The sequence below is a fragment of the Annamia dubia NIES-4383 genome, from assembly GCF_055394725.1.
Window position 1 is genome coordinate 3,484,009 of record NZ_AP025630.1, and the last position, 24,957, is coordinate 3,508,965.

A 24,957-nucleotide genomic window follows, 5' to 3' on the forward strand; every position below is an offset into this window, starting at 1 on the left:
AAATTTTTAAAATAAAAAAATAGTTGATATTTGAATAATTGATAATTAATAATTAATAGATTATCCCTAATACTGGTTAGAGTATTCTTGATAACTTTTGGCCAATAAATCACCAAGTTCAAGCCCAATTAAAGTTAATAATTTTGCTTGTAATTGTAACATTTCAAATAAACTTTCTTGATCAGGATGATCCCAACCTATTAAATGTAATAAGCCATGGGAAGCCAACCAAGCTAATTCTATTTCTAAAGAATGTTGATACTTTTGGGCTTGAATTTTAGCAGTATCAACGGAAATAATTAAATCTCCTAAATATAAAGGTTCATCTGTTAATAAATCAGTTAAATCTTGATGATTTTCCGATTCTAAAGCGGAAAAAGCTAACACATCAGTGGGATAATTTTTCTCTAAATATTGATAATTTAAAGCTTGAATTTCTTGATCATTAGTTAATCTTAAACTAAGTTCATAACCACAAGCTAAAGGTAAATTATCTTGTAAATAATTTAACCAAATGTTAAACCAATTATGCCAAATTTGCCCAGAATTAGGCTCAATAATTTCCGTTTGACTAATATTATTAAAATAGTGATCTTCAAGATAAATTTCTACTGGTAAATTAACGGAAGTTGAAACAACCATAAAGTCAAAAAAGTAAAATTTGAATTAATTTAATTTAACGAGTTAAATAAGATATGCCAATTAAAAAAGCCAGAAGCCCTGACACAGTAAGAAACAAATGTTTTAAAGATGTTCCTTTTTTTCTCACCATATTACGCATAGCTAGTTTAACATAGCTATCTTGAACTTTCGGCGTTTCAGTAGTTTGATTATTTTCTTGATTGGGTGTTTCCGTTTGAGATTCGCTCATAAATGTTACTTTATAATCTTGAATAATATTTTAGTTATTGATTTTAACAATTAATTCAATATTAGAACACATTTTTTGTCAATTTTAATGCTTTTTTAAAACAATGTAGAGACGTAAAATTTTACGTCTCTACTTTATCTGTTATAATTTACTGATTAAGCTGACTCTTGTTCTCTTAAAGAGGGATGTAATAATAATTCAGCCGTTGATCTTTTCTCTACCATTTCTTTAGTAATTAAACAACGGCGCACATCTTGACGGGAAGGTAACTCATACATTACCTCTAACATTAATTCCTCCACAATACCCCTTAATGCCCTTGCTCCCGTTTTACGGCGGTAAGCTTCCTGTGCGATCGCGCGTAAAGCGTCAGTGGTAAACTCCAGTTGCACATTATCCATGCCTAACAATTTTTGATACTGTTTAACCAGAGCATTGCGAGGTTGGGTTAAAATGGACATTAACGCCTCCTCATCTAAAGGCTCTAACGCCGCCATCACAGGCACACGCCCCACAAACTCAGGGATCATGCCATATCTGACCATATCATCAGGCTCAAGATTTTTGAGAATTTCCGCCGTGCGTTTTTCCTTAGACTGGTAAATATCCGCCTTCGGCTCAAGTTCAAAGCCCATTACCTTATTTTTCTTACCGATGCGCTCCTCGATCACCTTATCTAAACCCACAAACGCACCGCCACAAATAAATAAAATATTACGGGTATCAATGGAAATACAATCCTGATAGGGGTGTTTTCTCCCACCTTGGGGCGGTACATTGGCAGTCGTACCCTCTAACATTTTTAATAACGCCTGTTGTACACCCTCTCCAGACACATCCCTTGTAATAGAAGGATTTTCACTCTTACGCGCAATTTTATCAATTTCATCAATGTAAATAATACCCCTTTGTGCTTCTTCCACATCCAGATCCGCCACCTGTAACAGCCTCAACAGGATATTTTCCACATCTTCACCCACATATCCCGCCTCCGTTAAAGTGGTAGCATCCGCCACCGCAAAAGGCACATCTAAAATTTTCGCTAAAGTTTGAGCCAATAAAGTTTTACCACAGCCCGTTGGCCCAATTAACACAATATTCGCCTTTTGTAGTTCCACTGCGTCTTCATCATCATAATCGTTAGACTCAGCAAAACTTAAACGCTTATAATGGTTATACACCGCCACTGAGAGGATTTTTTTCGCATCATCTTGGCCAATGACGTGTTCATCCAAATACTTTTTCAATTCCCTCGGTTTGGGGATTTGACTTAAGGATAAACGCTCAGAAACATTACGCTTTTTCTGAGGATTGTTACCTGAACGGGGCTGAGACTGATGGGAATTTTCCATCAGTTCCTCATCTAAAATCTCATTACATAACTCTACACATTCATCACAAATGTAGACTCCCGGCCCCGCAATTAACTTGCGTACCTGTTCTTGAGATTTACCGCAGAATGAACATTTTAAATGGGAGTCATATTTCGCCATAATAGCCTCTTAAACAATAGAAGAAATAGATATTTCAGGTTGATAAATTCCCTCACGGGAGATCACCTGGTCAATTAAACCATATTCTTGAGCTTCTTTTGAAGACATGAAAAAGTCGCGCTCCGTATCGGCCGCAATTTTATCAAAGGGTTGTCCGGTATGATTAGCTAAATAGGTATTTAATTTTTCTTTAATATACAGAATTTCTTTAGCTTGGATCTCAATATCCACCGCTTGACCTTGCGCACCGCCTAAAGGTTGATGGATCATGATGCGAGAACTGGGTAAGGCCATTCTTTTGCCTTTTGTCCCCGCCGACAATAAAAATGCCCCCATACTAGCGGCCAAACCGAAACAGATGGTGGACACATCGGGGCTGATCTGTTGCATGGTGTCAAAAATTGCTAAACCTGCATACACTGAGCCACCTGGAGAATTAATATAAATAGAAATGTCTTTTTCGGGATCTTCTGATTCTAAATAAAGTAATTGAGCTACGATGGAATCAGCTACTTTATCATCAATTGCCGTTCCCAGAAAAATAATTCTTTCGCGCAATAAACGAGAATAAATATCAAACGCTCTTTCCCCAAAACCAGTGGGTTCAAGTACCATCGGCATTCCATTAATTGGTTTAATGTGATTGCTGATGGATTGAACATCCGAGGAACGCTCACTCAATAGATTGTAATTAAAAGCTTCAGATTTAATCATAAGAATAGATTGTATCGTAAAATGTACCGTTTAGGGAAATAAGTTTAAATTCTTATTTATTATTATGACTTAATTTTAAATATTTTGCGACTAAATTTATCATGTGGTTGGTTTTCTTTTTTTGGCAACGGGTTTTAACCCGTTGCTAGATACACAAAACCTGCCTAGACAGATTTTATGAAAAGTGAGATTTATTCTTGAGTTTCTTGGGTTTGTTCCTCATTTTCTTCTTGTTCAGAAGTTTTTAAAGTTCCTTCTGGAACTAACTCAATTGTTGCTTTTGATTGAACAAAATCAAGAGTTTTTTCCTTCTTAAGATCATCTTTAAGATAATTTTGTAATCTAGTTACATCATAATTTTCATCGGGATATTTCTCTTGAATTTCTTTTATTTTCGCTGAGATTTCTTCCCCTGTTGGTTCGATCGCTTCTTGTTTAGCAATTTCTTCTAAAACAAGATTTTGTTTTAAACGTTCGATCGCTTCGGGCTTACTTCTTTCGCGCATTTGAGGGATATTTTCAGGGGTAAATAAACGATTAACGTCTATCCCCATTTGTTGCATTTGGAGCGCACTTTCCGTCAACAAACTATTAATTTCATTTTGAATTAAAGTCTGAGGAAGATCAAAAGTAGTTTGTTTCACTAATTCATCAATAATTACTGAGTGAATACTATTTTTAGTTTGTTCTTGAGCTTGATCTTTAAATCTTGTTTCTAAAGATTCTCTCAACTGGCCAATAGTTTCAAATTCACTAATTTCTTGAGCAAATTCATCATCTAATTCGGGTAATTCTTTCTCTTTTAATTCCTTTAAAGTAATAGTAAAAGTTACTTCTTTACTCGCTAGATCTTGACGGCCATAATCTTCAGGGAAAGTAACAGTAATTTCCTTAGTTTGATCTAAAGTCATTTCGACAATACCCTCAACCATTCCAGCTACTAACTGACCTTCAACTAATTCTATTTGAAATTCGTTACCTTCTACCCCTGAGATAATTTCAGTTTCTCCTGCAAACCTACCTGCATAATCAATCACGGCTACATCACCGATTTTAGCAGGACGATCTTCCACCGGAATTAAAGTTGCTAATTTTTCCTGTTTTTCCTTGAGAAATTGATCTACTTTTTCTTCTTGATAAACATATTCTTCCGCTTTAATACTTAAATTTTGATAATCACCTAAAGTAACAGTAGGCGGTACATCTACCGAAGCTGAAAAAGTTAAAACATCTCCGGGGTTAAATTTCTCTAATAATTCTTCAAATTTAGAGATTAGATTATGATTACCTAAAGATTCAATGTTTTCTTGTTTGATCGCTTCTTGAAGGCTATCTTGGATCAATTCTTCTAAGACAGCGGCCTTAATGCGCTCTTTACCCATACGTTGAATTAAAATGGGGCGTGGCACTTTGCCTTTACGAAAACCCGGAATATTGCTTGTGCGAATTAAGTCATTAACGACTTTATCATAAGTTTTCTTTGAGGTTTCGGCGGGAATCTCGATTTCTAAGCTAATCTGACTTTCAGGAAGTTTGTCCTGTGTAACTTTCATAGATATTTTTTCTATAGACTATAAATAAACACTAATAATCAAAGATAACATATAACAGTAATCAGTAATCAGTAATCAGTAATTGCTGACTTAATGATTTAGTTTGTTTGATCGGCCGAATAGATATAAAATCTTTTTAAAATGGCGATCGTCTCCACTTCATAACTAGGTAAGGGTGCTGGAAGTTCTAAATTGGTACGATAAAGGGAAAATAATAAAAAATTCTGTTGTTGAGTTTGGCTTGAAATTAATTGTTTTAATTGAATTTTGCTCACATCCAAAAAAAGTTTTAACATCCCTTGACAAGGATTTTGTAAAGAAGGTTGCTGAGTTTTTAACTTGCTACAACCCTTGGTATCTAAGTAATTGGAGATTTCCTCAACGGCAAATTCCTCATATTCTTGGGGGGTAGGGTTGCTAAAAATTAAAATTCCACAAACACCGCAAAGGCTTACACCAAAGGCGAATAAACTAATTTTTAAAAATTTCATGTTTAGGGGCTAGATCAAATTAAATTTTTATGTTATATTATAGAACATTGAACAAGGCGAGTGTAGCCAAGAGGTTAAGGCAGTGGATTGTGGTTCCACCATTCGTGGGTTCGAGTCCCATCATTCGCCCTTTAAAAAGATAATTAAACTAAATTAATCTGATTATTATATAGATTTGTAGGGGTGAACAGCAGTTCACCCCTACAAAAGTTGTTATTTTTAAGTAATAACTTTAATCTGGATCACAAAAATTAAGGCAAATTCTTACCACAACTAAGTTAATTTGTCAAGAAATATCTGTATAATGCAACAAAATAAATAGAAATATTAAAAAATATTAAGAAACTTAAGCAAAAAGGCACTTAATATCTGACAATAGTTGCGAACAGGTTGCTGTGCAAAATTTGATTTCGGATCAAAAATCGGATAAACTTAAAGTTCGTTGCGATACGGAACAATTGTGACAAGAAAAAAATTAAAGACTCAAAAGATTTTTCTCATAAATCACACAAGCGGCTAATTAGAAGTAAAGATTAAGACGAATCAGCAAACTAATTGGCAAAATGATCAAAAGAGATGATCAAAGAGAATTTAAAGAAGTTCTTGAGCAAAAAATGACCATCAGCAATTATGATTATTTTAGAAAGATGCTAGTCATCTATTCTGGTTTCACATATTCAGGAGGAATCCATCAATGAGTATAGTCACGAAGTCCATCGTGAATGCAGATGCGGAAGCCCGCTATTTAAGCCCTGGTGAATTAGACAGAATCAAAGCATTCGTCACCAGTGGAGAAAGTCGTTTACGGATCGCTCAAACTTTAACCGAATCTCGTGAACGTATTGTTAAACAAGCAGGAGATCGTTTATTCCAAAGACGACCTGACATCGTATCTCCCGGCGGAAATGCTTATGGAGAAGAAATGACTGCTACTTGCTTACGGGACTTAGACTATTATTTACGTCTTGTAACCTACGGTGTTGTAGCCGGAGATGTTACCCCTATTCAAGAAATTGGCTTAGTCGGTGTTAAAGAAATGTACAAATCTTTAGGAACTGACACTGGTGCTGTTGCTCAAGGTGTTCGTGACTTAAAAGATGTTGCTAATAGCCTACTTTCAGCGGATGATGCGGCTGAAGCTGGTGCTTACTTTGACTATGTTGTTGGTGGTCTGCAATAAAATCATTAAATCGGATTTGAAGCTACCCACATTTTTAGATTAAGTTCAAACAAATTTAGGAAATAAAAAGAGTATGCAAGACGCAATTACCTCCGTTATTAATTCTGCTGACGTTCAAGGGAAATACCTTGATTCTTCCGCTATTGATAAGCTTAAAGCTTATTATCAAACTGGCACTCTCAGAGTTCGTGCCGCTAGTGTAATCAGTGCTAATGCGGCCACTATTGTTAAAGATGCGGTAGCAAAATCTTTACTTTACTCTGATGTAACTCGTCCTGGTGGCAATATGTACACCACTCGTCGTTACGCCGCTTGTATTCGTGACTTAGACTACTACTTACGCTATGCAACCTACGCTATGTTAGCTGGAGATCCTTCCATTCTTGATGAGCGTGTACTTAATGGTTTAAAAGAAACCTATAATTCTTTAGGTGTTCCCATTAGTTCTACTGTTCAAGCGATCCAAGCAATGAAAGAAGTCACTGCTAGTCTCGTCGGGGCTGATGCTGGTAAAGAAATGGGTGTTTATTTCGATTACATCTCCTCTGGCTTAAGCTAAGTGTTTTGAGACACAGAAGGCTTAAGTTCCCAAATTTATCATCAGTCTAAAAGATAGAGGTCGGGAGGTCTAGGGTGAGTGCTAGTGGGTTAAGAGCTTTCATCTTTATCCTTAAAGGTCAGTTTTGACGTGCTAGTATTGACTCAAGAACTCCCGATCTTTGTTGTTTTAGAAATAGATCAAAAAATTTCAAGAAAAAAATTTTTAACTAAATTTAGGAGAACTTCATTCCATGAGAATGTTTAAAGTAACCGCTTGTATGCCAAGCCAAACCAGTATTCGGACTCAAAGAGAGTTACAAAATACTTTTTTCACTAAACTTGTTCCTTATGATAGTTGGTTTCGTGAGCAACAAAGAATCCAAAAAATGGGCGGAACTATTTTAAAAGTAGAATTAGCTACTGGAAGACCTAATACTAATACCGGATTAGCATAATTTCTGGTTAATTATAGTGTTAATTTTCTGGGTAGTTGTACTACAAAATCAACTTTAACAATCCCCTGTGTAACTTTTATAGTTAGATAGGGGCTTGTTTTTTGACAGCCTTGGCCTTAAATTTGAGATTGTTGTAATTATTTTTTCAAAACAATGGAACAAAAAGGTGTAACGCTTTGGTTTACGGGTTTAAGTGGTGCGGGTAAAACCACAATTAGTCATGTGGTGGCTGATTTGCTTAAATCTCAAAATAGAAAAGTAGAAATTTTAGATGGAGATATTGTCCGTCTCAATTTAACTAAGGGCTTAGGTTTTAGTAAGGAAGATCGTGACGAGAATATTCGTAGGATTGGTTTTGTGGCCAATTTATTAACTCGTAATGGTGTGATTGTGGTGGTGTCTGCCATTTCTCCCTATCGTGAGATCCGTGAGGAAGTGCGTAGTAAAATTGGCAATTTTGTAGAGGTTTTTGTCAATGCTCCTTTAGAGGTTTGTGAGGATAGAGATGTTAAAGGACTTTATGCGAAAGCCAGAGCCGGTGAGATTAAACAGTTTACGGGTATATCTGATCCCTATGAGCCTCCCGTTAATCCTGAAATTGAGTGTCGCACGGATTTGGAAACTTTAGATGAAAGTGTGGATAAAGTAATGAAGGCATTAACTGAGTTGGGTTATCTTTAATCTGAACTGTCGCCACAACCCTCTCCCTAGTAAGGTGAGGGTTTTTTTTGAAAATCAATCATAATTAAAAATCCCTCCAAAAATTGGAGGGATGAATTGATGATTTTAAGATCAATTTTTAGAACAAACCTAAGGTTAAAGATTTGTCAATGGGGAAAATTGCACCCGCACCCAACCAAAGTGCAACTACTGTACCAAAGAGGAACACGGTAGTGGCGATCGGGCGGCGGAAAGGATTTTGAAACTTGTTAACACTTTCAATAAAAGGTACAAGCATTAAACCTAAAGGAATAGCACCTTGACAGGCGATCCCTAATAATTTATTGGGTAAAATCCGTAAAATTTGGAATACGGGATAAAGATACCATTCAGGTAAAATTTCTAAAGGAGTAGCAAAAGGATTAGCAGGTTCACCGATTAAAGCCGGATCTAATACCGCTAAACAAACTACTAGACCGATTGTACCAATGATACAAACGGGGAACATATATAAAAGATCATTAGGCCAAGCAGGTTCACCGTAGTAATTATGACCCATGCCTTTAGCGATCTTCTCTCTCAATTCGGGATCGCTGAGATCCGGTTTTTTAATTGACATGGAAAAATCCTTTTAATTAATAAAAATTTTAAGTCAAGTCAACAAGACGATAAGTTTAAATGTTAGCTCATCGTCTAATTTAACTTTAAGTTACAAGGGGCCAGAAATACCTTGTTTACGAATCATTAAGAAGTGCATTAACATAAATACCGCCATTAACCAAGGTAAAACGAAGGTATGAATGCTGTAGAAACGGGTTAAAGTTGCTTGTCCTACACTAGCACTTCCGCGCATTAATTCTACAAGTTGATCACCCACTACGGGGATGGCCGCAGGTACACCGGAAACGATTTTAACCGCCCAATAACCAACCTGATCCCAAGGTAAAGAATAACCTGTTACACCAAAGGAAACGGTAATAACGGCCATGGTTACACCCACTACCCAAGTTAATTCTCTAGGTTTTTTGAAACCACCTGTTAAATAAACTCGGAAAACGTGGAGAATCATCATTAAGACCATCATACTAGCAGACCAGCGATGGACTGAACGAATTAACCAACCGAAGTTAACTTCATTCATGATGTATTGTACGGAAGCAAAGGCTTCTGTCACAGTGGGTTTGTAGTAGAAAGTCATGGCAAACCCAGTGGCAAACTGAATTAAAAAGCAAGTTAGGGTAATTCCGCCTAAACAATAGAAGATATTGACGTGGGGCGGTACATATTTGCTAGAAATGTCATCAGAAATCGCCTGAATTTCGAGACGATCCTGAAACCATTGATATACTTTTGAGTCTGTTACTTCTTTAGTGAACATTGAGAAGTTGTTATTTTCCTGAAAAATAAATGTCTTAATTAAAAAACTTTATCATATTTTTAACTTTTAATCATCAAAACTCGATTCAGTCTTTTTCGGCCAATAGCTAAGTGTCTTGACTCAACGGTATTTTAATCAATATCTACGATTAATTAGACAATAAATATTTTTTAATTATCTTTTAAACTCAGTATTTATAAAAAAAATAATTATTGTTATAAATACAAATTATGTCATCCCCATAGATGGCAGTTTTAAATTGGTTATGGCAAAAAAAGTTAATACTTTTATTATTCCTTATTCGTTATTTATTTTTCGTAACAAGACTTTAACAGTCTTTTTTCTAATCATTGATCTGCTACAAGCTATTTAAAATTGCGATATTTTTAGTCTTAATAAGGTATAATAAATCAAAGTTGCCAATAGGAGATAAAATCATGCAATTAAAATTAACTAAAGTGTTTCAGAAAGTTCCCGAAGGTTATATTGGTTTTGTGGAAGAATTGCCCGGAGCTAATACTCAAGGTGATACCCTTGAAGAAACTAGACAAAACTTAGAAGAAGCGATAATTTTAGTATTAGAAGCAAATCGTTTTTTAGTAGAAGAACAATTAAAAGAACAAAATGTGATTAAAGAATCTATTATTTTATCAGCAATATGAAACGAAAAGATTTAATTAAATATTTAGAAAAATATGGTTGTGAATTATTAAGAGAAGGAGGAAATCATAGTATTTATATTAATCGTATGACTCAAAAATCTTCTGCTATTCCTCGTCATCGAGAAATTAATGATTTTCTAGCTCGTAAAATTTGTCGTGATTTACAAATACCAGATTTAAAATAAGTTAAATTTGTGAAAATTAAGTTAATAGGAATACCTGACTTTCAAAAAATCTTGTTTTACTGGTTAATATTAACATTGCTAAAATTGAAAGATTGTGATAAAACAAAAAAAACAATTATATTTTTGATGATTAATTAATTATTATGTATGCCAATATTAGAGATACAAAAATCTATTTTGATATTGAAGGTTTAGGTTTAGTTCCTGATGGTTCTAAAATGCGAGAAAAACCCACTGCTTTTTTAATTCATGGTGGGCCGGGGGCTGATCATACCAGTTTTAAACCTTTATTTTCTAGTTTAACTGATCAATTACAATTGGTCTATTATGATCTAAGGGGTCAAGGGCGATCGGCAAGGGATAATAAAGATACTTATACTTTTGAAAATAATGTGGAAGATCTAGAGGCTTTAAGGCAATATTTAGGGTTAGAAAAAATAATTTTAATTGGCGGTTCTTATGGTGGTATGGTAGCGTTAGGTTATGGGATTAAATATCCTCAAAATTTACAGGGTTTAATTGTAATGGCTACTGCCCCAAGTTATCATTGTATCCCTAAAGCTCAAGCTTTTTTAGCAGAAAAAGGTACACCTGAACAAAGGGCGATCGCACAATATTTATGGGATGGAAATTTTAAAGATGAAAACCATTTAAGAAAATATTTTGAATTAACTGCACCCCTTTATTCTTTGACATTTAATCCTAAATCTCCTAATAATTTTAAAAGAACAATTTTATCAGTAGATGCCATTAATGTGGCTTTTCGTACCTTTTTTAAAAGCTTTGATCTTAGGGATCAATTACATAAAATAACTGCTCCATCCCTGATCATAGGAGCAAAAGAAGATTGGATCTGTGCGCCTGAATTTTCTGAAGAAATTGCTCAAAAAATACCTAATTCTACTCTAAGAATGTTTGAAAATTGTGGTCATTTAATCAGGGCAGATCAGCCCGAAAAATTAATGTTTGAAATCAGTCAATTTTTAAGGGAAAATATTAAAATCTAGCTATAGCAATTTTATTATTTATTACTTATTACTTAAATTAATATTATGGCAAAAACATTAAAATTATTACAACCAATTGATAAATTAGCAATTATTTTAATTATTATTTTTGGTTTTATAATGGGGATTTTAGTAGGGGGTGAAAAACTCTGTCAAACTAACAATTGTTGGTTTAATCCTTTACCAAAAGTCAGAAATTTTAATTGGCAAAATAAAACTATTGGGGCTGAAGATAAGGCTTTTATTTTAACATTTGATCGCCCAATGGATCATGAAAGTATTGAAAAATATTTAGTGATTGATCCCCCTTTAGATGGTAAATTTAGTTGGGTAGGAAAACGCATGGCCTACACTTTAGAAAGCCCTGCACCATACGGTGAAAATTATAAAATTACCTTAGAAAATGGTCAAGAAAAATTTAGGGAAGAAGGAAGTTTAGGAAAAGTAATGAAACCATTTTCTAGTAATTTTAAAACAAGGGAAAGAGCCTTTGCTTATATTGGCGCACAAGGTGAAGAATTAGGCCGTTTAATGTTATATCATTGGCAAACAGAAAAAAGTATAATTTTAACCCCTTCTCATCTGGTTGTTTCTAATTTTAAAATATATCCTGATAATCGAAAAATTGTTTTTATGGCCGCTATTAAAGGCAGTGAAGATCTACAGGATCCCCAACTTTTTACGATTGATTTACCAGAAAATCTTGAGCAATATTCAATAGATGATAATAATTTAACTTTAATAGTTAATAATAATGATTATAAAATTCTTAATTTTGATCTTTCACCTGATGGTAAAATGATCGTTTTACAGCGTTTAAATCGTAAAAAACCTAGTGATTTTGGTTTATGGTTATTAGAAGTTGGAAAAACAGAATTAACACCTTTAAAAGACTCCCAAGGAGGGCAATTTTTAATCGCTCCTGATAGTGAAACTTTAGCAATGGTAAAAGGGGAAGGAGTTGCTTTATTACCATTAAAAAAAGATACGGAAGTTTTAGATTTTTTACCTAATTTTGGCAGTATTTTAAACTTTTCAAATGATGGAACATCGGCCGTAATGATTGATTTTAATAGTCAAAATCCAGAATTACGTTATATTCGTTCTTTATTTTGGGTAAATAATCAAGGTTTACAAAAAAAATTATTAGATACAAATGGCTCAATTTTAGGTTGTCAATTTAATCCTAATGGCAAGAAATTATATTGTTTAATTACCCGTTTATTAGAAACTCAAGAATATCAAGAACAACCTTTTTTTGTGGAAATTAATTTAGAAAATTCCCAAATTAATTCCCTTTTACAATTGCCAAAATATCAGGATATTAGTTTTAATATAGCGCCTGATGGGATTGGTTTATTATTTGATCAAATTATTACTTCAAATGATAATCAATCTCTCGATCTTTTACGCAATAATTCAGGGGAAATAATTGTAGATGGTCGTTTATGGTTATATGTAACTGAGCCGATCGATCCTTCAATTGTTAGCACATCTCAATATAGTGTTTTGCCCTTTCATGGTTTACGCCCTCAATGGTTTAAATAACAAATTGACAATTGATAATTGACCATTACTTTTACCATTTTTTAAATATTAAATATTAAATCAAACAATTATTGATTAATAATTATTATGTAGAATTAAACTATTTTACAGGTAAAATAATGATAAATTCCGTACCTTTTTCAGGTTCAGAATTAAAAGTTAATTCTCCATGATGTTGTTCTACAATTATTTGATAACTAACAGTTAAACCTAATCCTGTTCCTTTTCCAACTGGCTTAGTTGTAAAGAAAGGAGCAAAAATTTGTGATTGTATTTCCGGTTTAATTCCTAACCCATTATCTTTGATTTTAATTATTACTTTATCCCCTGAATAATCATGATTTTCACTAACAGAAATTAACTCAGTTGAAAGGGTAATAGTAGGGATTTTTTCAGGATTATGATCCTCCTCGATCGCATCAATCGCATTATTAAGAAGGTTAATTAAAACTTGATTTAATTGACCGATATAACATTGAACTAAAGGAATTTCTTGATAATTTTTAATCACAGAAATAGCCGGCCTTTGCTCATTTGCCATTAAACGATATTGCATCATTTGTAAAGCACTATCTAAATATTGATCAAGGGTAATTAATTTTTTTTCACCCTGATGATGATGGGCAAAATTTCTTAAAGAAAAGACCATTTTATGAATTTTATCGGCTCCTGACTTCATGGAATTTAAAAGATGAGATAGATCATTAATTACAAAATCTAAATCAATTTCTTTGATTAATTCTTGAATTTCTAAATAGGGACGGGGATATAATTGAAGATATAATTTTAAAACTTTAATTATGTCTTGAATATGTTGATTAAGATATTCCAAATTGCCATAAATAAAATTAATAGGAGAGCTAATTTCATGCGCAATTCCCGCCACAACTTGCCCCAAACTAAAGATTTTTTCTGCATATAATAATTCCATCGAAATATGTTGTAATTCGTGTAAAGTTTTTTCTAATTCTTGGGCTTTTTCTGTTAATTTAATTTCCGATTCTCTTAAGGCTAATTCCGTTTTTTTTCTTTCATTAATTTCCTGTTGTAATAATTGATTTGTTTTTTCTAATTCTGCTGTTCTTTCCTGTACCCTTTTTTCTAAATTTTCTTGAGCATTTTTCTGTTCACTAATATCCCTAGCAATGGCATAAATAATTTGTTTATTTTGGTCAAATTTTAAATTAAATAATAACCATTTATAATCGCCATTTTGACAATGAAAACGGCTATCTATGGAGCTTAATTTGTTAGTTATTTTTACTTCTTCTAATTTTTGATTAAATCTAATTTGATCTAAAGGATGAATTAAATCTGATAAAATTAATTCTTGTAATTCCTCATTCGTCCAACCTAAAATTTCTTGAGTGGTAGAATTAATTTGTTTAAATTTACCTTGATGATCAAGAATGAAAAATAAATCTAAAGATAAAATAAATAATTTATCTTGAAGATTTTTAAAGGAAGAACTAATTTTATCCTCAGTATTGAGTGTATTTACTAAAATTTCTAAAAGGGAAGAAGTCATTGGCCAATCTCAAGTTATCTAAAATTAACAAAATCATACTTGATCTATTATTAATAAAAAATTTCGTTTTATAATTAACTTCTTAATCTTTATTAATTATATTAAGTTTTTTTAAGAAAATGAAAATTCTTTGTTTAAGTAACGGCCACGGCGAGGATCTAATTGCTGTGAGAATTTTAGAACAGTTACAGCAATTAGCCCCAAGCCTAGAGTTATCGGCTTTACCCATCGTTGGGGAAGGCCATGCTTACGAAAAATTAAACATTCCCATTATCTCAAAAGTTCAACAGATGCCCTCTGGAGGCTTTATTTATATGGATAGTCGGCAATTGTTAAGAGATGTTAAGGGCGGTTTAATCAAGTTAACATTAAATCAATATCAAGGGGTGCGTCAATGGGCAAAACAAGCCAAATTATCCGGCGATCGCTGTTTAGTGTTGGCGGTGGGGGATCTTGTGCCGTTACTTTTTGCTTGGGCTAGTGGCTTAAACTATGCTTTTGTAGGTACGGCTAAATCAGAATACTACTTAAGAGATGACTTCCAATGGTTAGAAAAAACATCTTATTTTGAAAGGTTAATGGGAGGAGTATATTTACCTTGGGAAAGATGGTTAATGAAGCAAAGTCAATGTCAAGGGGTTTTTCCTAGAGATGAATTAACTACCAATGTTTTATTAAAAAATCAAATTAGGGCTTATAATTTTGGTAATCCGATGATGGATGGTTTAGAAGAATGTTTTAATAGTGATTTAATTAGGAATAATCAAGAATTAAATCTAGTGTTAATTCCGGGATCAAGAGTGCCTGAAGTTTATGACAATTGGCAATTAATTTTAGAGGGAATTAGTCAATTTTTCAGAAAATTTCCGCAAACAAAATTTACATTTTATACAGCGATCGCTCCTAGCGTTCCCCTTGAACCATTAACAGAAATTTTAATTAATCAAAATTGGCAATTAACTAATAATAATCAAGGGCAAATCTTAGATCAAAATACAATTAAATTTACCCAAGAAACAGCCCAATTATTATTACTTAAAAATCAATATCAATACTGTTTAAAACAAGGGGAAATTGCCTTAGCAATGGCTGGAACGGCCACAGAACAATTTGTCGGTTTAGGAAAGCCAGTTATTAGTATAATTGGGAAAGGCCCTCAATTTACTCCTGCCTTTGCTGAGGCACAAACAAGACTCTTAGGAAAATCGGTAATCTTAGCAGAAAACCCTCAACAAACCCCCATAATTCTTGAACAATTATTAACTGATTTAGACTTACAAAAAGCAATTTCAATTAATGGAAAAAAACGCATGGGGGAAGCCGGATCTGCCAAAAAAATTGCCGATTTTCTGTTAAAGTTACTAACAGGATCACCGAATTTCATAGCCAAATAAATTGGGATCAACTTGGCTTAAATTAATATCCCCTAAGCCATATTCTTGCCAACGCTGATCTACTTTTTTGGCTATTTCTGGATCAGACTCTAACACCTCTCCCCACTCATGATCTGTTTCGGGATAAACTTTAGTTGTAGCATCAATCCCCATTCTTCCTCCTAATCCTACCTTGGCACTCGCAAAATCAAGGGTATCAAAGGGGGTTTCAGGGAGAATAAATACATCTCTTACGGGGTCAACTTTTGAACTAATTGCCCAAACTATTTGACGGGGATCCCTGATATTAATATTTTTATCTACAACTATCACAAATTTAGTATAAGTAAACTGAGGCAAAGCACTCCAAAAAGCCAAGGCCGCCCTTCTTGCTTGGCCGGGATAGGCTTTATCTATGGAAATAATGGCCGCCTTATAGCTCAGGGCTTCCATCGGGAGGAAAAAGTCCGTAATTTCAGGTACTTGTTGCCTTAAAATTGGCGTATAAATACGATTAAGTGCGATCGCCATCATGGCTTCTTCTTTGGGCGGCCTACCGCTAAAAGTGGTTAAATAGATGGGATCTTTGCGGTGGGTTAGGCAATGGAAACGGATCAGGGGTGAGTCTTCCAGTGCGCCATAATAACCCATGTGATCGCCAAAAGGCCCATCTGGTAACATTTCTCCGGGGGTGATCGTTCCTTCTAAGACAAATTCTGAGTCGGCGGGGACTTCTAAGTCTACGGTTTTACATTTGGCTAGTTTGACCCCTTCCCCACCATATAATCCTGCAAATAGCCATTCTGAAAGGTCTACGGGGATCGGAGTGGCGGCGGCCATGATGATCAAGGGATCTACCCCTAGCGCGATCGCAACTTCCAATTTTTTACCGTTTTCAGAGGCTTTTCTGAGGTGTCTTGCTCCTCCTCGCACCGATAACCAATGGACGGTCATGGTATTTTTTGACTGTAATTGTAGACGATAAACACCCACATTAGCAGTACCAGTTTCACAGTCTTTAGTAATAACTAAACCCAGTGTAATAATTTTTCCTGCATCACCACAATAAGGGCGGATCATGGGAATTTGATTAAGATCCAAGTCTTCATTTTCGATAATTATTTCCTGACAAGGTGGGAAAAAACTTTTTGAAGATTTGGCTTTTAAAACATCAAATAAAACTTTAGCAAAATCAACGGCTTGAGAGATTTTTTTTGGTGGTTTTGGTTGTTGTAAGAGGGCTAATTTTTGACCTAAGTTTTCTAATTCTTGGGGTTGTTCCATATTCATAGCCCAACAAATTCTTTCCACTGTTCCCATTAAATTAACAGCAACGGGAAATTTTGAGCCTTTAACATTTTCAAATAATAAGCCTGGCCCGCCTACTTGTAACATTCGATTGGAAATTTCTGCGATTTCTAAATCGGGATCAACTTCAGTTTTTATTCTTCTTAATTGTCCTTTTGTTTCTAATAGTTCAATAAATTTTCTTAAGTCTCTAGCCATAATAATAAATAATTGAGAATGGATAATTAATAATGGATAATTGAGAATAGATAATTGACAATTATATCCACAATTATCCATTATCCATTATTTTAAGGTTTTTTGCATAATCAAACAATTTCTTTGTTTTTGGCTATCTCGAATATAGAAAAATTGATCGGCTAAACCATTAATAAATTGTAAGCCTCGTCCACCTTCTGCTAATTCTAAAATTGAATTAGTTTGTTTTTCATTTAATAAAGAATCTAGCTTTCCTTTTAAATTAAAAGGTTGACCACAATCCCAAATTTTTATTTCTAAATAATTTTGATAAAAATATAATTCAAGATTAATAATGGTTTGGGGGGGATAATTTTTATGGGCGTGACGCACGGCATTGGTAAAACCTTCTGCTAACATGATTTTACATTGTAAAAAACAGTCAGCAGATAATGTTGATTGACTGATTGTACTAAACCATTCTAAAACATAACCCAAAGCCTTCAAGTCACTGTTAACTTGAAGGTTAAAATATTCTTTGGGTTGTTCTTTTTTCATTTAGTTGGTTATGGGTTATTTGTGATTTATTAACAGAATTTTTTTGTTTTTTATTCTTTACTTTTAAGTAGAATTAATGGTTAATTGTCAATTGTTGAAGCAGTTTTGGCTTTAGCTTTTGAAGCACTACGTCTTAAGGCTTGTAAGCGATCTTCATATTTTTTCCGTTCACGCCGAGCAGGTGTTAATTCAATCAAAGTTTTGAGCGCACTTCCTAAACTTTTATAAGCATTGGGGAGGGAATAGCCAAAACGAGTGGCAAGGGCGATCGCTTTTTCATCAGCTTCGATCGCATTTTTCAGAGTTCTTTCTCCCGCATTTTTCTGCCAGAGTCGGTAGCCCGAAAAACCGCATAAAGCTAAAGCTAACACTAACAATAAACCGTCTTGTACCCATAATTCACCCACCGCACCGCCAAGGCCGATGGCTAGAGCCGCCATTTCCCAACCTTCTTTTGGGATGGTATCATTTTGGATCCGGGCTACTTCATGCCAAAATAACAAATTTCGCTGATCGATGGCTAAATTATCCCATTTTGCTAAATCAATTTGTATTTCTATTTCATCTTTACCAATTTCTTCTGAACGGATCAGGGGCGGATTAATTTCCGTTGTGCCTTCTACCATTACCCAACTTTGTAACTCTGGGGGTAATAAGGTTTTTAAACGCCGTAGTTCATTAATTTCCGCTCTAGCGGAGGAAGCAGTATAAGTCATTGCTTTATCAAGTTTAATTCTCAAAATTTTTAATCATTAATTTAACTTTAATTTTAGCGTTAATTATAGTCAAGAGGATAATTGAATTTGTGCAAGAGGGATTTTTCCTGTGACGGGCTAAAAGGCTATTTTACATTTTAGTTCTCATTTTTTAACTCAGAATTAGGGGAACTTTGAAAATTTCTAGTGCCATAAAACTGACAAGAATGGGAAGCTATTTGTGCCGATTGAGTTAAAGCATCTATAAAATTTGATTCTAAAATATAATGACAAAAAGCACCGTGAAAAATATCTCCTGCCCCTAAAGTATCTATCACATTTACTTGTTCAATTAAAATTTCACCTTGACTTTTTTCAGTCCAATATTTAATCGGTTTTTCTCCTTGAGTGATGGCAATATAGGGAATATTAAAACTTTTTAAAAAAGTAATAACATCCTCTTGGGTATGGCAATTGGGCGGATAAAAATTAGCTGAACAAATGGCATAATCTACAAAAGGTAAGATTTTTTCATAACCGTTTTTCCAACTACCTCCATCAATCACAATGGGAATATTTTTACTTTTTCCTTCTTGGGCGATCGCCTCACTTACCTCAATTTGATGACCGTCTATTAAGATAATATTAATATTATTTAATACATCTTTAGGAATCGTATTAATTTTAGCCTGACATTTATTGGCATTAATAGAAATGGCTGCTCTTTCTCCGGTACTTGATGTTACAATGATAGAAGAAACGGAAGGCGAATGACTAAAATTAGGTGCTAAATCTATTAATTTAAGAGGATAATTATTTAATTCAGAACGAATTAAATGACTTAAAGGATGAGAGCCAAACACGGCTAACAGTAAGCCTTTATTCCCTAAACTGCTAAAAGTGACAGAAGCATTAGTTGCCGGCCCACCCGATAAAATTAATTGATTTGATGCTACAATTTTCTCATTAGAAGTAGGAAAATAATTAACTTGATAAATAAAGTCAAGGGTGACTAAACCAATAAATAAACCAGAATACTTCATTTTTTTTTAATATTTGTTTCTAATTGTTAAAAGTCAAGTTACAGATTATAACAAATTATAACAATTTATCCTGAATAATCTATTTTTAATAGAACTAAATAACAAGCAATTTAGATTTTTTATTTTCAGATAAAAAGTATTAATTAAATGTCTAACTAAACCATATTTTTTACTATGTCTAATCTAAATTCTCAATCATCTTTTGTCACAGAAAATCTACCACAATCTGTTCCTAATTTGGGAATTAATTTAGAAAAAGCCTTTCAATTAATTGGTACAATTTTTCCTTTTGAATTGTGTTTACAACATAAAATTGTGCCACTTAATTTAGTCAATGATTCTGTAATTTTAGGAATGGTAAATAGTCAAGAGACTTCTATTTTAAAGGGAGTTGAACCTTTAGTAAAATCCTATAATTATTTGATCAAAAGAAAAACAATTTCTGTGGATATTCTTAAAAACATTCTCTCGGAATATTTACAATATAAAAAAGAACAATTATCCGTTAATCAAAAAGTCAATCTTTCTTCCCCTTTTAGTAGTTTACATCAAACAGAAGATAAGGCAAAAATTAGGGAAGATAGCACTAATACTTTAATTATTGATAATCCACAAAAATTAATTGAACAATTAGAAACTGAAGCCAAAGGTAAACCTAAAAAAGAAGTTAATCTCAATCTTAATCTGAGTTTTAAGTATTTAGATGAACCAAGTCAATCTCTGCTTAATTTGCCATCAAATCAATTTATTCCTGAATTATTAGCAAAGGTAATTAAAGAAAAAGTTAATCAAATTAACATCGAAAATCTTAAAGGTTATGGGCGAATTTCATGGCAAAAACATAAGGAAAATCAAGTCATTATTGATCAAATTCCCAAAAAACAATTAGCTACAATCATTAATGAATTAAAAAAAATGTTATTCTTACCAATTCAACCAGTAACTAATATCAAAAAAATAGAATCTTTACGCAATTATAAAAATTCTAAAGTTCTTTTGCGCCTAAAAATAGTGCCTTCTCATGAAGGGGAACAGCTTTTTTTGTATTTATTTTGGGGAAAAATGTTACAAGATTATCAAGATTATCAAATTAATCGTTTGAGTAAAGAAGGAATGATTATTTGTGATCAATTAGAAGAAAAAATTAAACAACTTATTGAACGCTCAAAATTTTATGATTTAGCTGATCAAGATTTTCCTTCTTTACATCAATTACAGGATAAAATTTATTATCAAATTGAATTATTAAGTTCTCTTTTATATAATCATTCTGATACTTTAACTGGGCATAATTATCATCAATAAATATTTTGATTATTATTTGTCATTAATCACCGTTCAATTTTCAAATAATAATTAAGGTTAATTTTCTTGAACGACTTGGATAAATTCTTGAATTTTTTGATAACCTTCACTATTATTTTGAATTGTAAAAAGTTGAGAGGCTGTTTCTAAATCAGCTAAGGCATTTTCTTTATTTCCTAACAGAAAATAAACCCCACCTCTTAGGCCATAAGCTTCGGCAAAATCAGGTTTAATTTTAATGGCTTCACTAAAGGCATTGATGGCTTGATCATACTGTTCTAATTCATAAAAAGAATAGCCTTGATCAAACAGATTATAGGGGTTATTATCTCCAAATTCTATAGTAGTTAGTGCTTGATTTTGATTAGAATTATTATCATCTTCTGATAGAACTATTTGTAATAGTTCGATGGTATCTTGATAAGCTTGTTGCTGATTTTGTTCTTGAAAAAGTTGGGCCGCTTTTTGTAAATTACTAATGCCTTGTTCTCTGTTATTAATTAATAGATAAATAGAGCCACGAAGCCCGTAAGCATCAGCATTATCTTGATCAAGATTAATCACTCGATCTAGGGAAGTAATCGCTTCTTCATATCTTTCTAAATCAGATAAAGCTAGTGCTTTAGCAAACCAAGCTTCCCAAAAATTAGGATTAAGATTAATTGCTTGATCATAGTAATTAATTGCTTCTTGATATTGCTGACTAATATATAAATTCCAACCTTGATTCATCAAATAATTAGAATTATCATTATTTTGAGCAATTAAAGTAATTGATTGTTCTACTTTTGTTAAAGAATTATGGTTATTTAAAGAGCTAGAATAGGCCGTAGTAGGTATTAAAAATAGGCTACCTGTGCCAATGACTAAGGATAATTTAATTTGATTTTTTTTCATTACTAAAAAATAGGTAAGTTTGATCTTTTAAATTTGACAATTGACAATAATTTTTTTATGATCTATTGTTAATTAAATTTATTATAGCTTTGATTGAAAAAATAGGATACATTAAAAATAAAAAATTAATAAAAATCATGAATCAATTTTTTTCTTTAGAATCAACCGTTGTGACAGCCTCACAAATGGCAGAAATTGAGGGTCAAATTTTTGCTCAGGGAATGCCGATTGCGTCCCTAATGGAAAAAGCGGCTTTATTAATGGTAAATAAAATAGAGGAATTATACCTTTTATCTTTAGTTAAAAAAGTAGGAATTATGGTAGGTTGTGGCCATAATGGCGGAGATGCTTTAGTCATAGCAAGGGAATTATTCCTTAAAAATTATGAGGTTAAAATTTATCAACCTTTACCTAAATTAAAAGATTTAACCGCTTTTCATCGTCAATATGCTAAATTTTTAAATATTAATTTTGTTGAAAATATTAATGATTTAAGCAATTGTGACTTAATTATTGATGGTTTATTTGGGTTTGGCTTAGAAAGAAAAATAGAGGGAAATCTGGCTAATGATCTTAATGCTCTTAATACTTGGTCTATTCCCGTAGTTAGCGTTGATCTGCCCTCTGGTATTCATACTGACACAGGAGAAATTTTAGGAACGGCGGTAAAAGCGACCCATACCCTTTGTTTAGGCCTGTGGAAACAGGGCTTATTTCAAGATCAAGCTTTACCATATTTAGGAAAAATTCATCTACTTAATTTTGGTATTCCCTCTCAACTAACTACATCTATTTTTCAAAATAATCAGTCAATTCGTTTATTAACAACAGAATTTGCTCAAACTGTTTTACCCTTGCCTCGTCCTCTTTTAACTCATAAATATCAACAGGGCAATTTATTATTAATCTGTGGCTCAAGTCGTTATGTGGGAGCGGCTATTTTAGCCGGATTAGGAGCTAGAGCTTCAGGGGTAGGAATGCTCACAATTGCCGTACCCAAATCTTTAAAATTATTATTAAATAGTCAATTACCGGAAGCTTTAATTATTCCTTGTGAAGAAACAGAAACGGGTACAATTAAAAATTTGAACGCTATTTCTAATCTTAATAAATATGATGTAATTGCCTGTGGCATGGGCTTAACATTAGAGCCAATTAATGTTATTAAAGACTTATTAAAAGTTAATTGTCCGTTAATTTTAGATGCGGATGGTTTAAATATTTTAGCCCAAATTGATCCAATTTCCACTTTAAAAAATCGTCAATTTCCCACTATTTTAACCCCCCATTTAGGAGAATTTAGAAGATTATTTCCCCAAATTAATCAACCTGAAAAAGATAGAATTAAAGCGATCAAACAAGGGGTTAAACTAACAGATAGTATCATCCTTTTTAAAGGAGCAAGAACTTTAATTGCTGATCATAATTGCGTTTTAATTATACCTGAAAGTACACCTGCTTTAGCAAGGGGAGGGAGTGGGGATATTTTAACAGGATTAATAGCGGGTTTATTAACCCAAAATTTAAAATTTAAACCTGATTTATCCTTAATTTATTCCATCGCAACGGGGGCTTATTTTCATTCTCAAGGAGCAATTTTAGCGGCTCAAAATGTTACTGAATTAGGAGTTGACGGGCTAACTTTAATTAAATATATAGGCCAAAGTTTAGGCCTCAATTGAGTTAATTAATCTAAATCTTTTCCAATTAAAATATAGTTTTAGATTTAGAGGGGAATAGAAATAGAAAAAGTAGTACCTTGACCTAATTGGGAAGAACAAGTTAAACTTCCATTATGTTTTTCTACTATTATTTGATAACTAATCGGTAAACCTAAACCTGTTCCCTTACCAATAGGTTTAGTGGTAAAAAATGGTTCAAAAATTTTTTTTACTACTTCTTGAGTCATGCCATTGGCATTATCAGTAATTGTGATTTTAACATTTTTATTAATTAATTTTGTTTCAATAATTAAGGTTGGCTCTTGAATTTTATGTTCTTCTAATACATCAATTCCATTACTAATAATGTTCATAAATACTTGATTTAATTGAGTTCCATAACATTTAATTAAAGGCAAATCACCATATTTTTTAATAATAGAAATTGTCGGGTGAGTATCTTTCGCTTTTAAACGATGTTGTAAAATTAATAACGTATTATCTATGCCTTCATGAAGATCAACCGCTTTCTTTTCAGCTTCATCTAAACGGGAAAAAGAACATAAAGATAACACAATTTCCTTAATTCTTTGCGCTCCAATTTCAACAGAATTGAGAACTTTTGGTAAATCTTCTGTTAGATATTCCAGATCAATATCATCCTTAAAATCTATAATTTCTTGCTGAGGTTGAGGATAAGAATTATTATATAATTCTAATAATTGTAATAAATCTTGACTATAGTTTTTTAAATGATCAATATTACCATAAATAAAATTAATCGGATTATTAATTTCATGAGCTACTCCGGCCACTAATTGGCCTAAATCTGCCATTTTTTCCGTTTGAATTAAATAGGTTTGTGTTTGTTGAATTTTCTCTAAAGCTTCTTTCAATTCTTGGGCTTGTTTTTGGTTTTTAATTAACAATTCAGCTTGATATAAAGCTACTCCTAACTCGTTAGCAATTCTTGTTAATAAATCAACCTCAAAATTTTGCCAGTGACGAGCATAACTATTTTGATAAACCGCTAATAAACCCCAGATTTTTTGTTCTTGATAAATGCCACAAATCACATAAGATTGAGCTTGTAATTTATTTAAAATTTGCAAATAACAATCAGAAAATCCGGCTTGATTAATATTATGACAAACTCGAAAAGTTTGGCCTTTTGTAAAATTTCCGCCTTGAGTTTCTTGTAAATATGTATCATCAATAGTCAGGTAAGTTAACCTTTTTAAACTACATTCACTAATATTATCTTTTAATTCTAATTGTGACCATTGTTGAGCTAAAACTTGAAAATAATTATGTTGATCATTAACAGATTCAAACAAATATTCCCCACTCCAATCTTCATTAAAACGATAAATTACTACCCGATCAACTTTAAACCAATTTTTAATTGTTTCCGTAGTTGTGCGAAAAATCAAATCTAAATTTAAAGAACTACAAATCTTATCAACGATATTTGTTAAAATTTGTTGACTTTCAATTACTTTTTGTTGTTCAGTGGCAACTTTTAATAACTGCTCATAACTTAGATTAGATAATTCCATAGGTGATCATTTAAGTAAAAAGTTATAAACTGATCAAAAAAGGTATTAGTTTTAGCTAATACCTTTTATTTTACATAAATTGGAGATAAACGGAATCAAAAAAATAAAGATTCAAT

General features: G+C 32.8%; 26 protein-coding genes and 1 tRNA gene. 12 read left to right on the forward strand and 15 right to left on the reverse strand.

The window, feature by feature from the left end:
• Positions 1-66: 66 nt before the first annotated feature.
• From ybeY to Anndu_RS15615, 6 genes are all read right to left on the reverse strand, one after another.
• A complete protein-coding gene (gene ybeY / locus Anndu_RS15590) occupies positions 67-642 on the reverse strand; it encodes an rRNA maturation RNase YbeY (protein WP_464102068.1) in 576 nt (191 codons plus the stop codon).
• A gap of 34 nt (positions 643-676) precedes the next feature.
• Positions 677-871 carry a DUF3285 domain-containing protein gene (locus Anndu_RS15595; protein ID WP_464102069.1) on the reverse strand — a complete coding sequence of 65 codons (195 nt, stop codon included), beginning with the start codon at positions 869-871 and terminating at the stop codon, positions 677-679.
• A gap of 155 nt (positions 872-1,026) precedes the next feature.
• Positions 1,027-2,364: an ATP-dependent protease ATP-binding subunit ClpX gene (gene clpX / locus Anndu_RS15600; protein ID WP_464102070.1), complete on the reverse strand. Its 1,338-nt coding sequence runs from the start codon at positions 2,362-2,364 to the stop codon at positions 1,027-1,029.
• A gap of 9 nt (positions 2,365-2,373) precedes the next feature.
• Positions 2,374-3,078, reverse strand: coding sequence for an ATP-dependent Clp endopeptidase proteolytic subunit ClpP (gene clpP, locus Anndu_RS15605; RefSeq protein WP_464102071.1), 705 nt, complete (start codon positions 3,076-3,078; stop codon positions 2,374-2,376).
• A gap of 191 nt (positions 3,079-3,269) precedes the next feature.
• Positions 3,270-4,631: a trigger factor gene (tig, locus tag Anndu_RS15610; protein WP_464102072.1), complete on the reverse strand. Its 1,362-nt coding sequence runs from the start codon at positions 4,629-4,631 to the stop codon at positions 3,270-3,272.
• Between the two features lie 98 nt (positions 4,632-4,729).
• On the reverse strand, positions 4,730-5,122 hold the full coding sequence (locus Anndu_RS15615; protein WP_464102073.1) for a DUF4359 domain-containing protein: 393 nt from the start codon (positions 5,120-5,122) through the stop codon (positions 4,730-4,732).
• Between the two features lie 56 nt (positions 5,123-5,178).
• Here Anndu_RS15615 and Anndu_RS15620 point away from each other — a divergent pair.
• The 5 genes from Anndu_RS15620 (at position 5,179) to cysC (ending at position 7,978) form a co-directional block, all read left to right on the forward strand.
• Positions 5,179-5,251, forward strand: a tRNA-His gene (locus Anndu_RS15620).
• A 565-nt stretch (positions 5,252-5,816) separates the two neighbouring features.
• The gene (gene apcA, locus Anndu_RS15625; protein WP_464102074.1) at positions 5,817-6,302 is read left to right on the forward strand and encodes an allophycocyanin subunit alpha; all 486 of its coding nucleotides are present in this window, start codon (positions 5,817-5,819) and stop codon (positions 6,300-6,302) included.
• A gap of 73 nt (positions 6,303-6,375) precedes the next feature.
• Positions 6,376-6,861 carry an allophycocyanin subunit beta gene (gene apcB, locus Anndu_RS15630; protein ID WP_464102075.1) on the forward strand — a complete coding sequence of 162 codons (486 nt, stop codon included), beginning with the start codon at positions 6,376-6,378 and terminating at the stop codon, positions 6,859-6,861.
• Positions 6,862-7,093: 232 nt separating this feature from the next.
• Positions 7,094-7,297: a phycobilisome linker polypeptide gene (locus Anndu_RS15635; RefSeq protein ID WP_464102076.1), complete on the forward strand. Its 204-nt coding sequence runs from the start codon at positions 7,094-7,096 to the stop codon at positions 7,295-7,297.
• A 153-nt stretch (positions 7,298-7,450) separates the two neighbouring features.
• Positions 7,451-7,978: an adenylyl-sulfate kinase gene (cysC, locus tag Anndu_RS15640; RefSeq protein WP_464102077.1), complete on the forward strand. Its 528-nt coding sequence runs from the start codon at positions 7,451-7,453 to the stop codon at positions 7,976-7,978.
• Between the two features lie 118 nt (positions 7,979-8,096).
• On the opposite strand, the gene petD is transcribed toward cysC, so the two are convergent.
• Together petD and petB are read right to left on the reverse strand one after the other, a co-directional pair.
• Positions 8,097-8,576 carry a cytochrome b6-f complex subunit IV gene (gene petD / locus Anndu_RS15645; protein ID WP_464102078.1) on the reverse strand — a complete coding sequence of 160 codons (480 nt, stop codon included), beginning with the start codon at positions 8,574-8,576 and terminating at the stop codon, positions 8,097-8,099.
• Positions 8,577-8,666: 90 nt separating this feature from the next.
• Positions 8,667-9,335 (reverse strand): cytochrome b6, encoded by a 669-nt coding sequence (petB, locus tag Anndu_RS15650; protein ID WP_464102079.1) that lies wholly within the window; start codon positions 9,333-9,335, stop codon positions 8,667-8,669.
• A 437-nt stretch (positions 9,336-9,772) separates the two neighbouring features.
• Between petB and Anndu_RS15655 the strand changes: the two genes are divergently transcribed.
• The 4 genes from Anndu_RS15655 to Anndu_RS15670 all read left to right on the forward strand — a co-directional run bounded on the left by Anndu_RS15655 (position 9,773) and on the right by Anndu_RS15670 (position 12,737).
• The gene (locus tag Anndu_RS15655; protein WP_464102080.1) at positions 9,773-9,997 is read left to right on the forward strand and encodes a type II toxin-antitoxin system HicB family antitoxin; all 225 of its coding nucleotides are present in this window, start codon (positions 9,773-9,775) and stop codon (positions 9,995-9,997) included.
• The gene (locus Anndu_RS15660) at positions 9,994-10,182 is read left to right on the forward strand and encodes a type II toxin-antitoxin system HicA family toxin (RefSeq protein WP_464102081.1); all 189 of its coding nucleotides are present in this window, start codon (positions 9,994-9,996) and stop codon (positions 10,180-10,182) included. The genes Anndu_RS15655 and Anndu_RS15660 overlap by 4 nt, the downstream gene beginning before the upstream one ends.
• Positions 10,183-10,325: 143 nt before the next feature.
• The gene (locus Anndu_RS15665) at positions 10,326-11,189 is read left to right on the forward strand and encodes an alpha/beta fold hydrolase (RefSeq protein WP_464102082.1); all 864 of its coding nucleotides are present in this window, start codon (positions 10,326-10,328) and stop codon (positions 11,187-11,189) included.
• Between the two features lie 45 nt (positions 11,190-11,234).
• Complete coding sequence (locus Anndu_RS15670) at positions 11,235-12,737, forward strand: TolB-like translocation protein (protein ID WP_464102083.1); 1,503 nt, start codon at positions 11,235-11,237, stop codon at positions 12,735-12,737.
• Positions 12,738-12,837: 100 nt separating this feature from the next.
• On the opposite strand, the gene Anndu_RS15675 is transcribed toward Anndu_RS15670, so the two are convergent.
• Complete coding sequence (locus tag Anndu_RS15675) at positions 12,838-14,265, reverse strand: ATP-binding protein (RefSeq protein WP_464102084.1); 1,428 nt, start codon at positions 14,263-14,265, stop codon at positions 12,838-12,840.
• A 119-nt stretch (positions 14,266-14,384) separates the two neighbouring features.
• Between Anndu_RS15675 and Anndu_RS15680 the strand changes: the two genes are divergently transcribed.
• Positions 14,385-15,659, forward strand: a complete 1,275-nt coding sequence (locus tag Anndu_RS15680) for a lipid-A-disaccharide synthase-related protein (RefSeq protein ID WP_464102085.1) — start codon at positions 14,385-14,387, stop codon at positions 15,657-15,659.
• Here the strand turns inward: Anndu_RS15680 and Anndu_RS15685 are convergent.
• The 4 genes from Anndu_RS15685 to Anndu_RS15700 form a co-directional block, all read right to left on the reverse strand.
• Positions 15,636-17,144 (reverse strand): UbiD family decarboxylase, encoded by a 1,509-nt coding sequence (locus tag Anndu_RS15685; RefSeq protein ID WP_464104126.1) that lies wholly within the window; start codon positions 17,142-17,144, stop codon positions 15,636-15,638. The two genes, Anndu_RS15680 and Anndu_RS15685, sit on opposite strands and share 24 nt — an antisense overlap.
• Before the next feature lie 87 nt (positions 17,145-17,231).
• Positions 17,232-17,681: an ATP-binding protein gene (locus Anndu_RS15690; RefSeq protein ID WP_464102086.1), complete on the reverse strand. Its 450-nt coding sequence runs from the start codon at positions 17,679-17,681 to the stop codon at positions 17,232-17,234.
• An 80-nt stretch (positions 17,682-17,761) separates the two neighbouring features.
• A complete protein-coding gene (locus tag Anndu_RS15695; protein WP_464104127.1) occupies positions 17,762-18,397 on the reverse strand; it encodes a DUF3318 domain-containing protein in 636 nt (211 codons plus the stop codon).
• A gap of 137 nt (positions 18,398-18,534) precedes the next feature.
• Positions 18,535-19,419, reverse strand: a complete 885-nt coding sequence (locus tag Anndu_RS15700) for a sugar kinase (RefSeq protein WP_464102087.1) — start codon at positions 19,417-19,419, stop codon at positions 18,535-18,537.
• A 174-nt stretch (positions 19,420-19,593) separates the two neighbouring features.
• Here Anndu_RS15700 and Anndu_RS15705 point away from each other — a divergent pair, with 174 nt between their 5' ends.
• A complete protein-coding gene (locus Anndu_RS15705; protein ID WP_464102088.1) occupies positions 19,594-20,724 on the forward strand; it encodes a hypothetical protein in 1,131 nt (376 codons plus the stop codon).
• A 57-nt stretch (positions 20,725-20,781) separates the two neighbouring features.
• Here Anndu_RS15705 and Anndu_RS15710 read toward each other — a convergent pair whose 3' ends face one another.
• Complete coding sequence (locus Anndu_RS15710; RefSeq protein ID WP_464102089.1) at positions 20,782-21,621, reverse strand: tetratricopeptide repeat protein; 840 nt, start codon at positions 21,619-21,621, stop codon at positions 20,782-20,784.
• A gap of 137 nt (positions 21,622-21,758) precedes the next feature.
• Here Anndu_RS15710 and Anndu_RS15715 point away from each other — a divergent pair, with 137 nt between their 5' ends.
• Positions 21,759-23,303, forward strand: a complete 1,545-nt coding sequence (locus Anndu_RS15715) for an NAD(P)H-hydrate dehydratase (RefSeq protein ID WP_464102090.1) — start codon at positions 21,759-21,761, stop codon at positions 23,301-23,303.
• Between the two features lie 44 nt (positions 23,304-23,347).
• On the opposite strand, the gene Anndu_RS15720 is transcribed toward Anndu_RS15715, so the two are convergent.
• Positions 23,348-24,841: a GAF domain-containing sensor histidine kinase gene (locus tag Anndu_RS15720; RefSeq protein WP_464102091.1), complete on the reverse strand. Its 1,494-nt coding sequence runs from the start codon at positions 24,839-24,841 to the stop codon at positions 23,348-23,350.
• Positions 24,842-24,957: the final 116 nt, after the last annotated feature.

Excerpts from the sequence above, each read along its gene's own strand:
- Anndu_RS15685 (WP_464104126.1), bottom strand. The coding sequence starts at position 17,144 with ATGGCTAGAGACTTAAGAAAATTTATTGAACTATTAGAAACAAAAGGA.
- apcA (WP_464102074.1), top strand. The coding sequence starts at position 5,817 with ATGAGTATAGTCACGAAGTCCATCGTGAATGCAGATGCGGAAGCCCGC.
- Anndu_RS15660 (WP_464102081.1), top strand. The coding sequence starts at position 9,994 with ATGAAACGAAAAGATTTAATTAAATATTTAGAAAAATATGGTTGTGAA.
- Anndu_RS15615 (WP_464102073.1), bottom strand. The coding sequence starts at position 5,122 with ATGAAATTTTTAAAAATTAGTTTATTCGCCTTTGGTGTAAGCCTTTGC.
- Anndu_RS15635 (WP_464102076.1), top strand. The coding sequence starts at position 7,094 with ATGAGAATGTTTAAAGTAACCGCTTGTATGCCAAGCCAAACCAGTATT.
- cysC (WP_464102077.1), top strand. The coding sequence starts at position 7,451 with ATGGAACAAAAAGGTGTAACGCTTTGGTTTACGGGTTTAAGTGGTGCG.
- clpP (WP_464102071.1), bottom strand. The coding sequence starts at position 3,078 with ATGATTAAATCTGAAGCTTTTAATTACAATCTATTGAGTGAGCGTTCC.
- clpX (WP_464102070.1), bottom strand. The coding sequence starts at position 2,364 with ATGGCGAAATATGACTCCCATTTAAAATGTTCATTCTGCGGTAAATCT.
- Anndu_RS15720 (WP_464102091.1), bottom strand. The coding sequence starts at position 24,841 with ATGGAATTATCTAATCTAAGTTATGAGCAGTTATTAAAAGTTGCCACT.
- Anndu_RS15715 (WP_464102090.1), top strand. The coding sequence starts at position 21,759 with ATGAATCAATTTTTTTCTTTAGAATCAACCGTTGTGACAGCCTCACAA.
- Anndu_RS15655 (WP_464102080.1), top strand. The coding sequence starts at position 9,773 with ATGCAATTAAAATTAACTAAAGTGTTTCAGAAAGTTCCCGAAGGTTAT.
- ybeY (WP_464102068.1), bottom strand. The coding sequence starts at position 642 with ATGGTTGTTTCAACTTCCGTTAATTTACCAGTAGAAATTTATCTTGAA.
- Anndu_RS15690 (WP_464102086.1), bottom strand. The coding sequence starts at position 17,681 with ATGAAAAAAGAACAACCCAAAGAATATTTTAACCTTCAAGTTAACAGT.
- Anndu_RS15675 (WP_464102084.1), bottom strand. The coding sequence starts at position 14,265 with ATGACTTCTTCCCTTTTAGAAATTTTAGTAAATACACTCAATACTGAG.
- Anndu_RS15700 (WP_464102087.1), bottom strand. The coding sequence starts at position 19,419 with ATGAAGTATTCTGGTTTATTTATTGGTTTAGTCACCCTTGACTTTATT.
- Anndu_RS15705 (WP_464102088.1), top strand. The coding sequence starts at position 19,594 with ATGTCTAATCTAAATTCTCAATCATCTTTTGTCACAGAAAATCTACCA.
- Anndu_RS15670 (WP_464102083.1), top strand. The coding sequence starts at position 11,235 with ATGGCAAAAACATTAAAATTATTACAACCAATTGATAAATTAGCAATT.
- tig (WP_464102072.1), bottom strand. The coding sequence starts at position 4,631 with ATGAAAGTTACACAGGACAAACTTCCTGAAAGTCAGATTAGCTTAGAA.
- petB (WP_464102079.1), bottom strand. The coding sequence starts at position 9,335 with ATGTTCACTAAAGAAGTAACAGACTCAAAAGTATATCAATGGTTTCAG.
- Anndu_RS15665 (WP_464102082.1), top strand. The coding sequence starts at position 10,326 with ATGTATGCCAATATTAGAGATACAAAAATCTATTTTGATATTGAAGGT.
- petD (WP_464102078.1), bottom strand. The coding sequence starts at position 8,576 with ATGTCAATTAAAAAACCGGATCTCAGCGATCCCGAATTGAGAGAGAAG.
- Anndu_RS15680 (WP_464102085.1), top strand. The coding sequence starts at position 14,385 with ATGAAAATTCTTTGTTTAAGTAACGGCCACGGCGAGGATCTAATTGCT.
- apcB (WP_464102075.1), top strand. The coding sequence starts at position 6,376 with ATGCAAGACGCAATTACCTCCGTTATTAATTCTGCTGACGTTCAAGGG.
- Anndu_RS15595 (WP_464102069.1), bottom strand. The coding sequence starts at position 871 with ATGAGCGAATCTCAAACGGAAACACCCAATCAAGAAAATAATCAAACT.
- Anndu_RS15710 (WP_464102089.1), bottom strand. The coding sequence starts at position 21,621 with ATGAAAAAAAATCAAATTAAATTATCCTTAGTCATTGGCACAGGTAGC.
- Anndu_RS15695 (WP_464104127.1), bottom strand. The coding sequence starts at position 18,397 with ATGACTTATACTGCTTCCTCCGCTAGAGCGGAAATTAATGAACTACGG.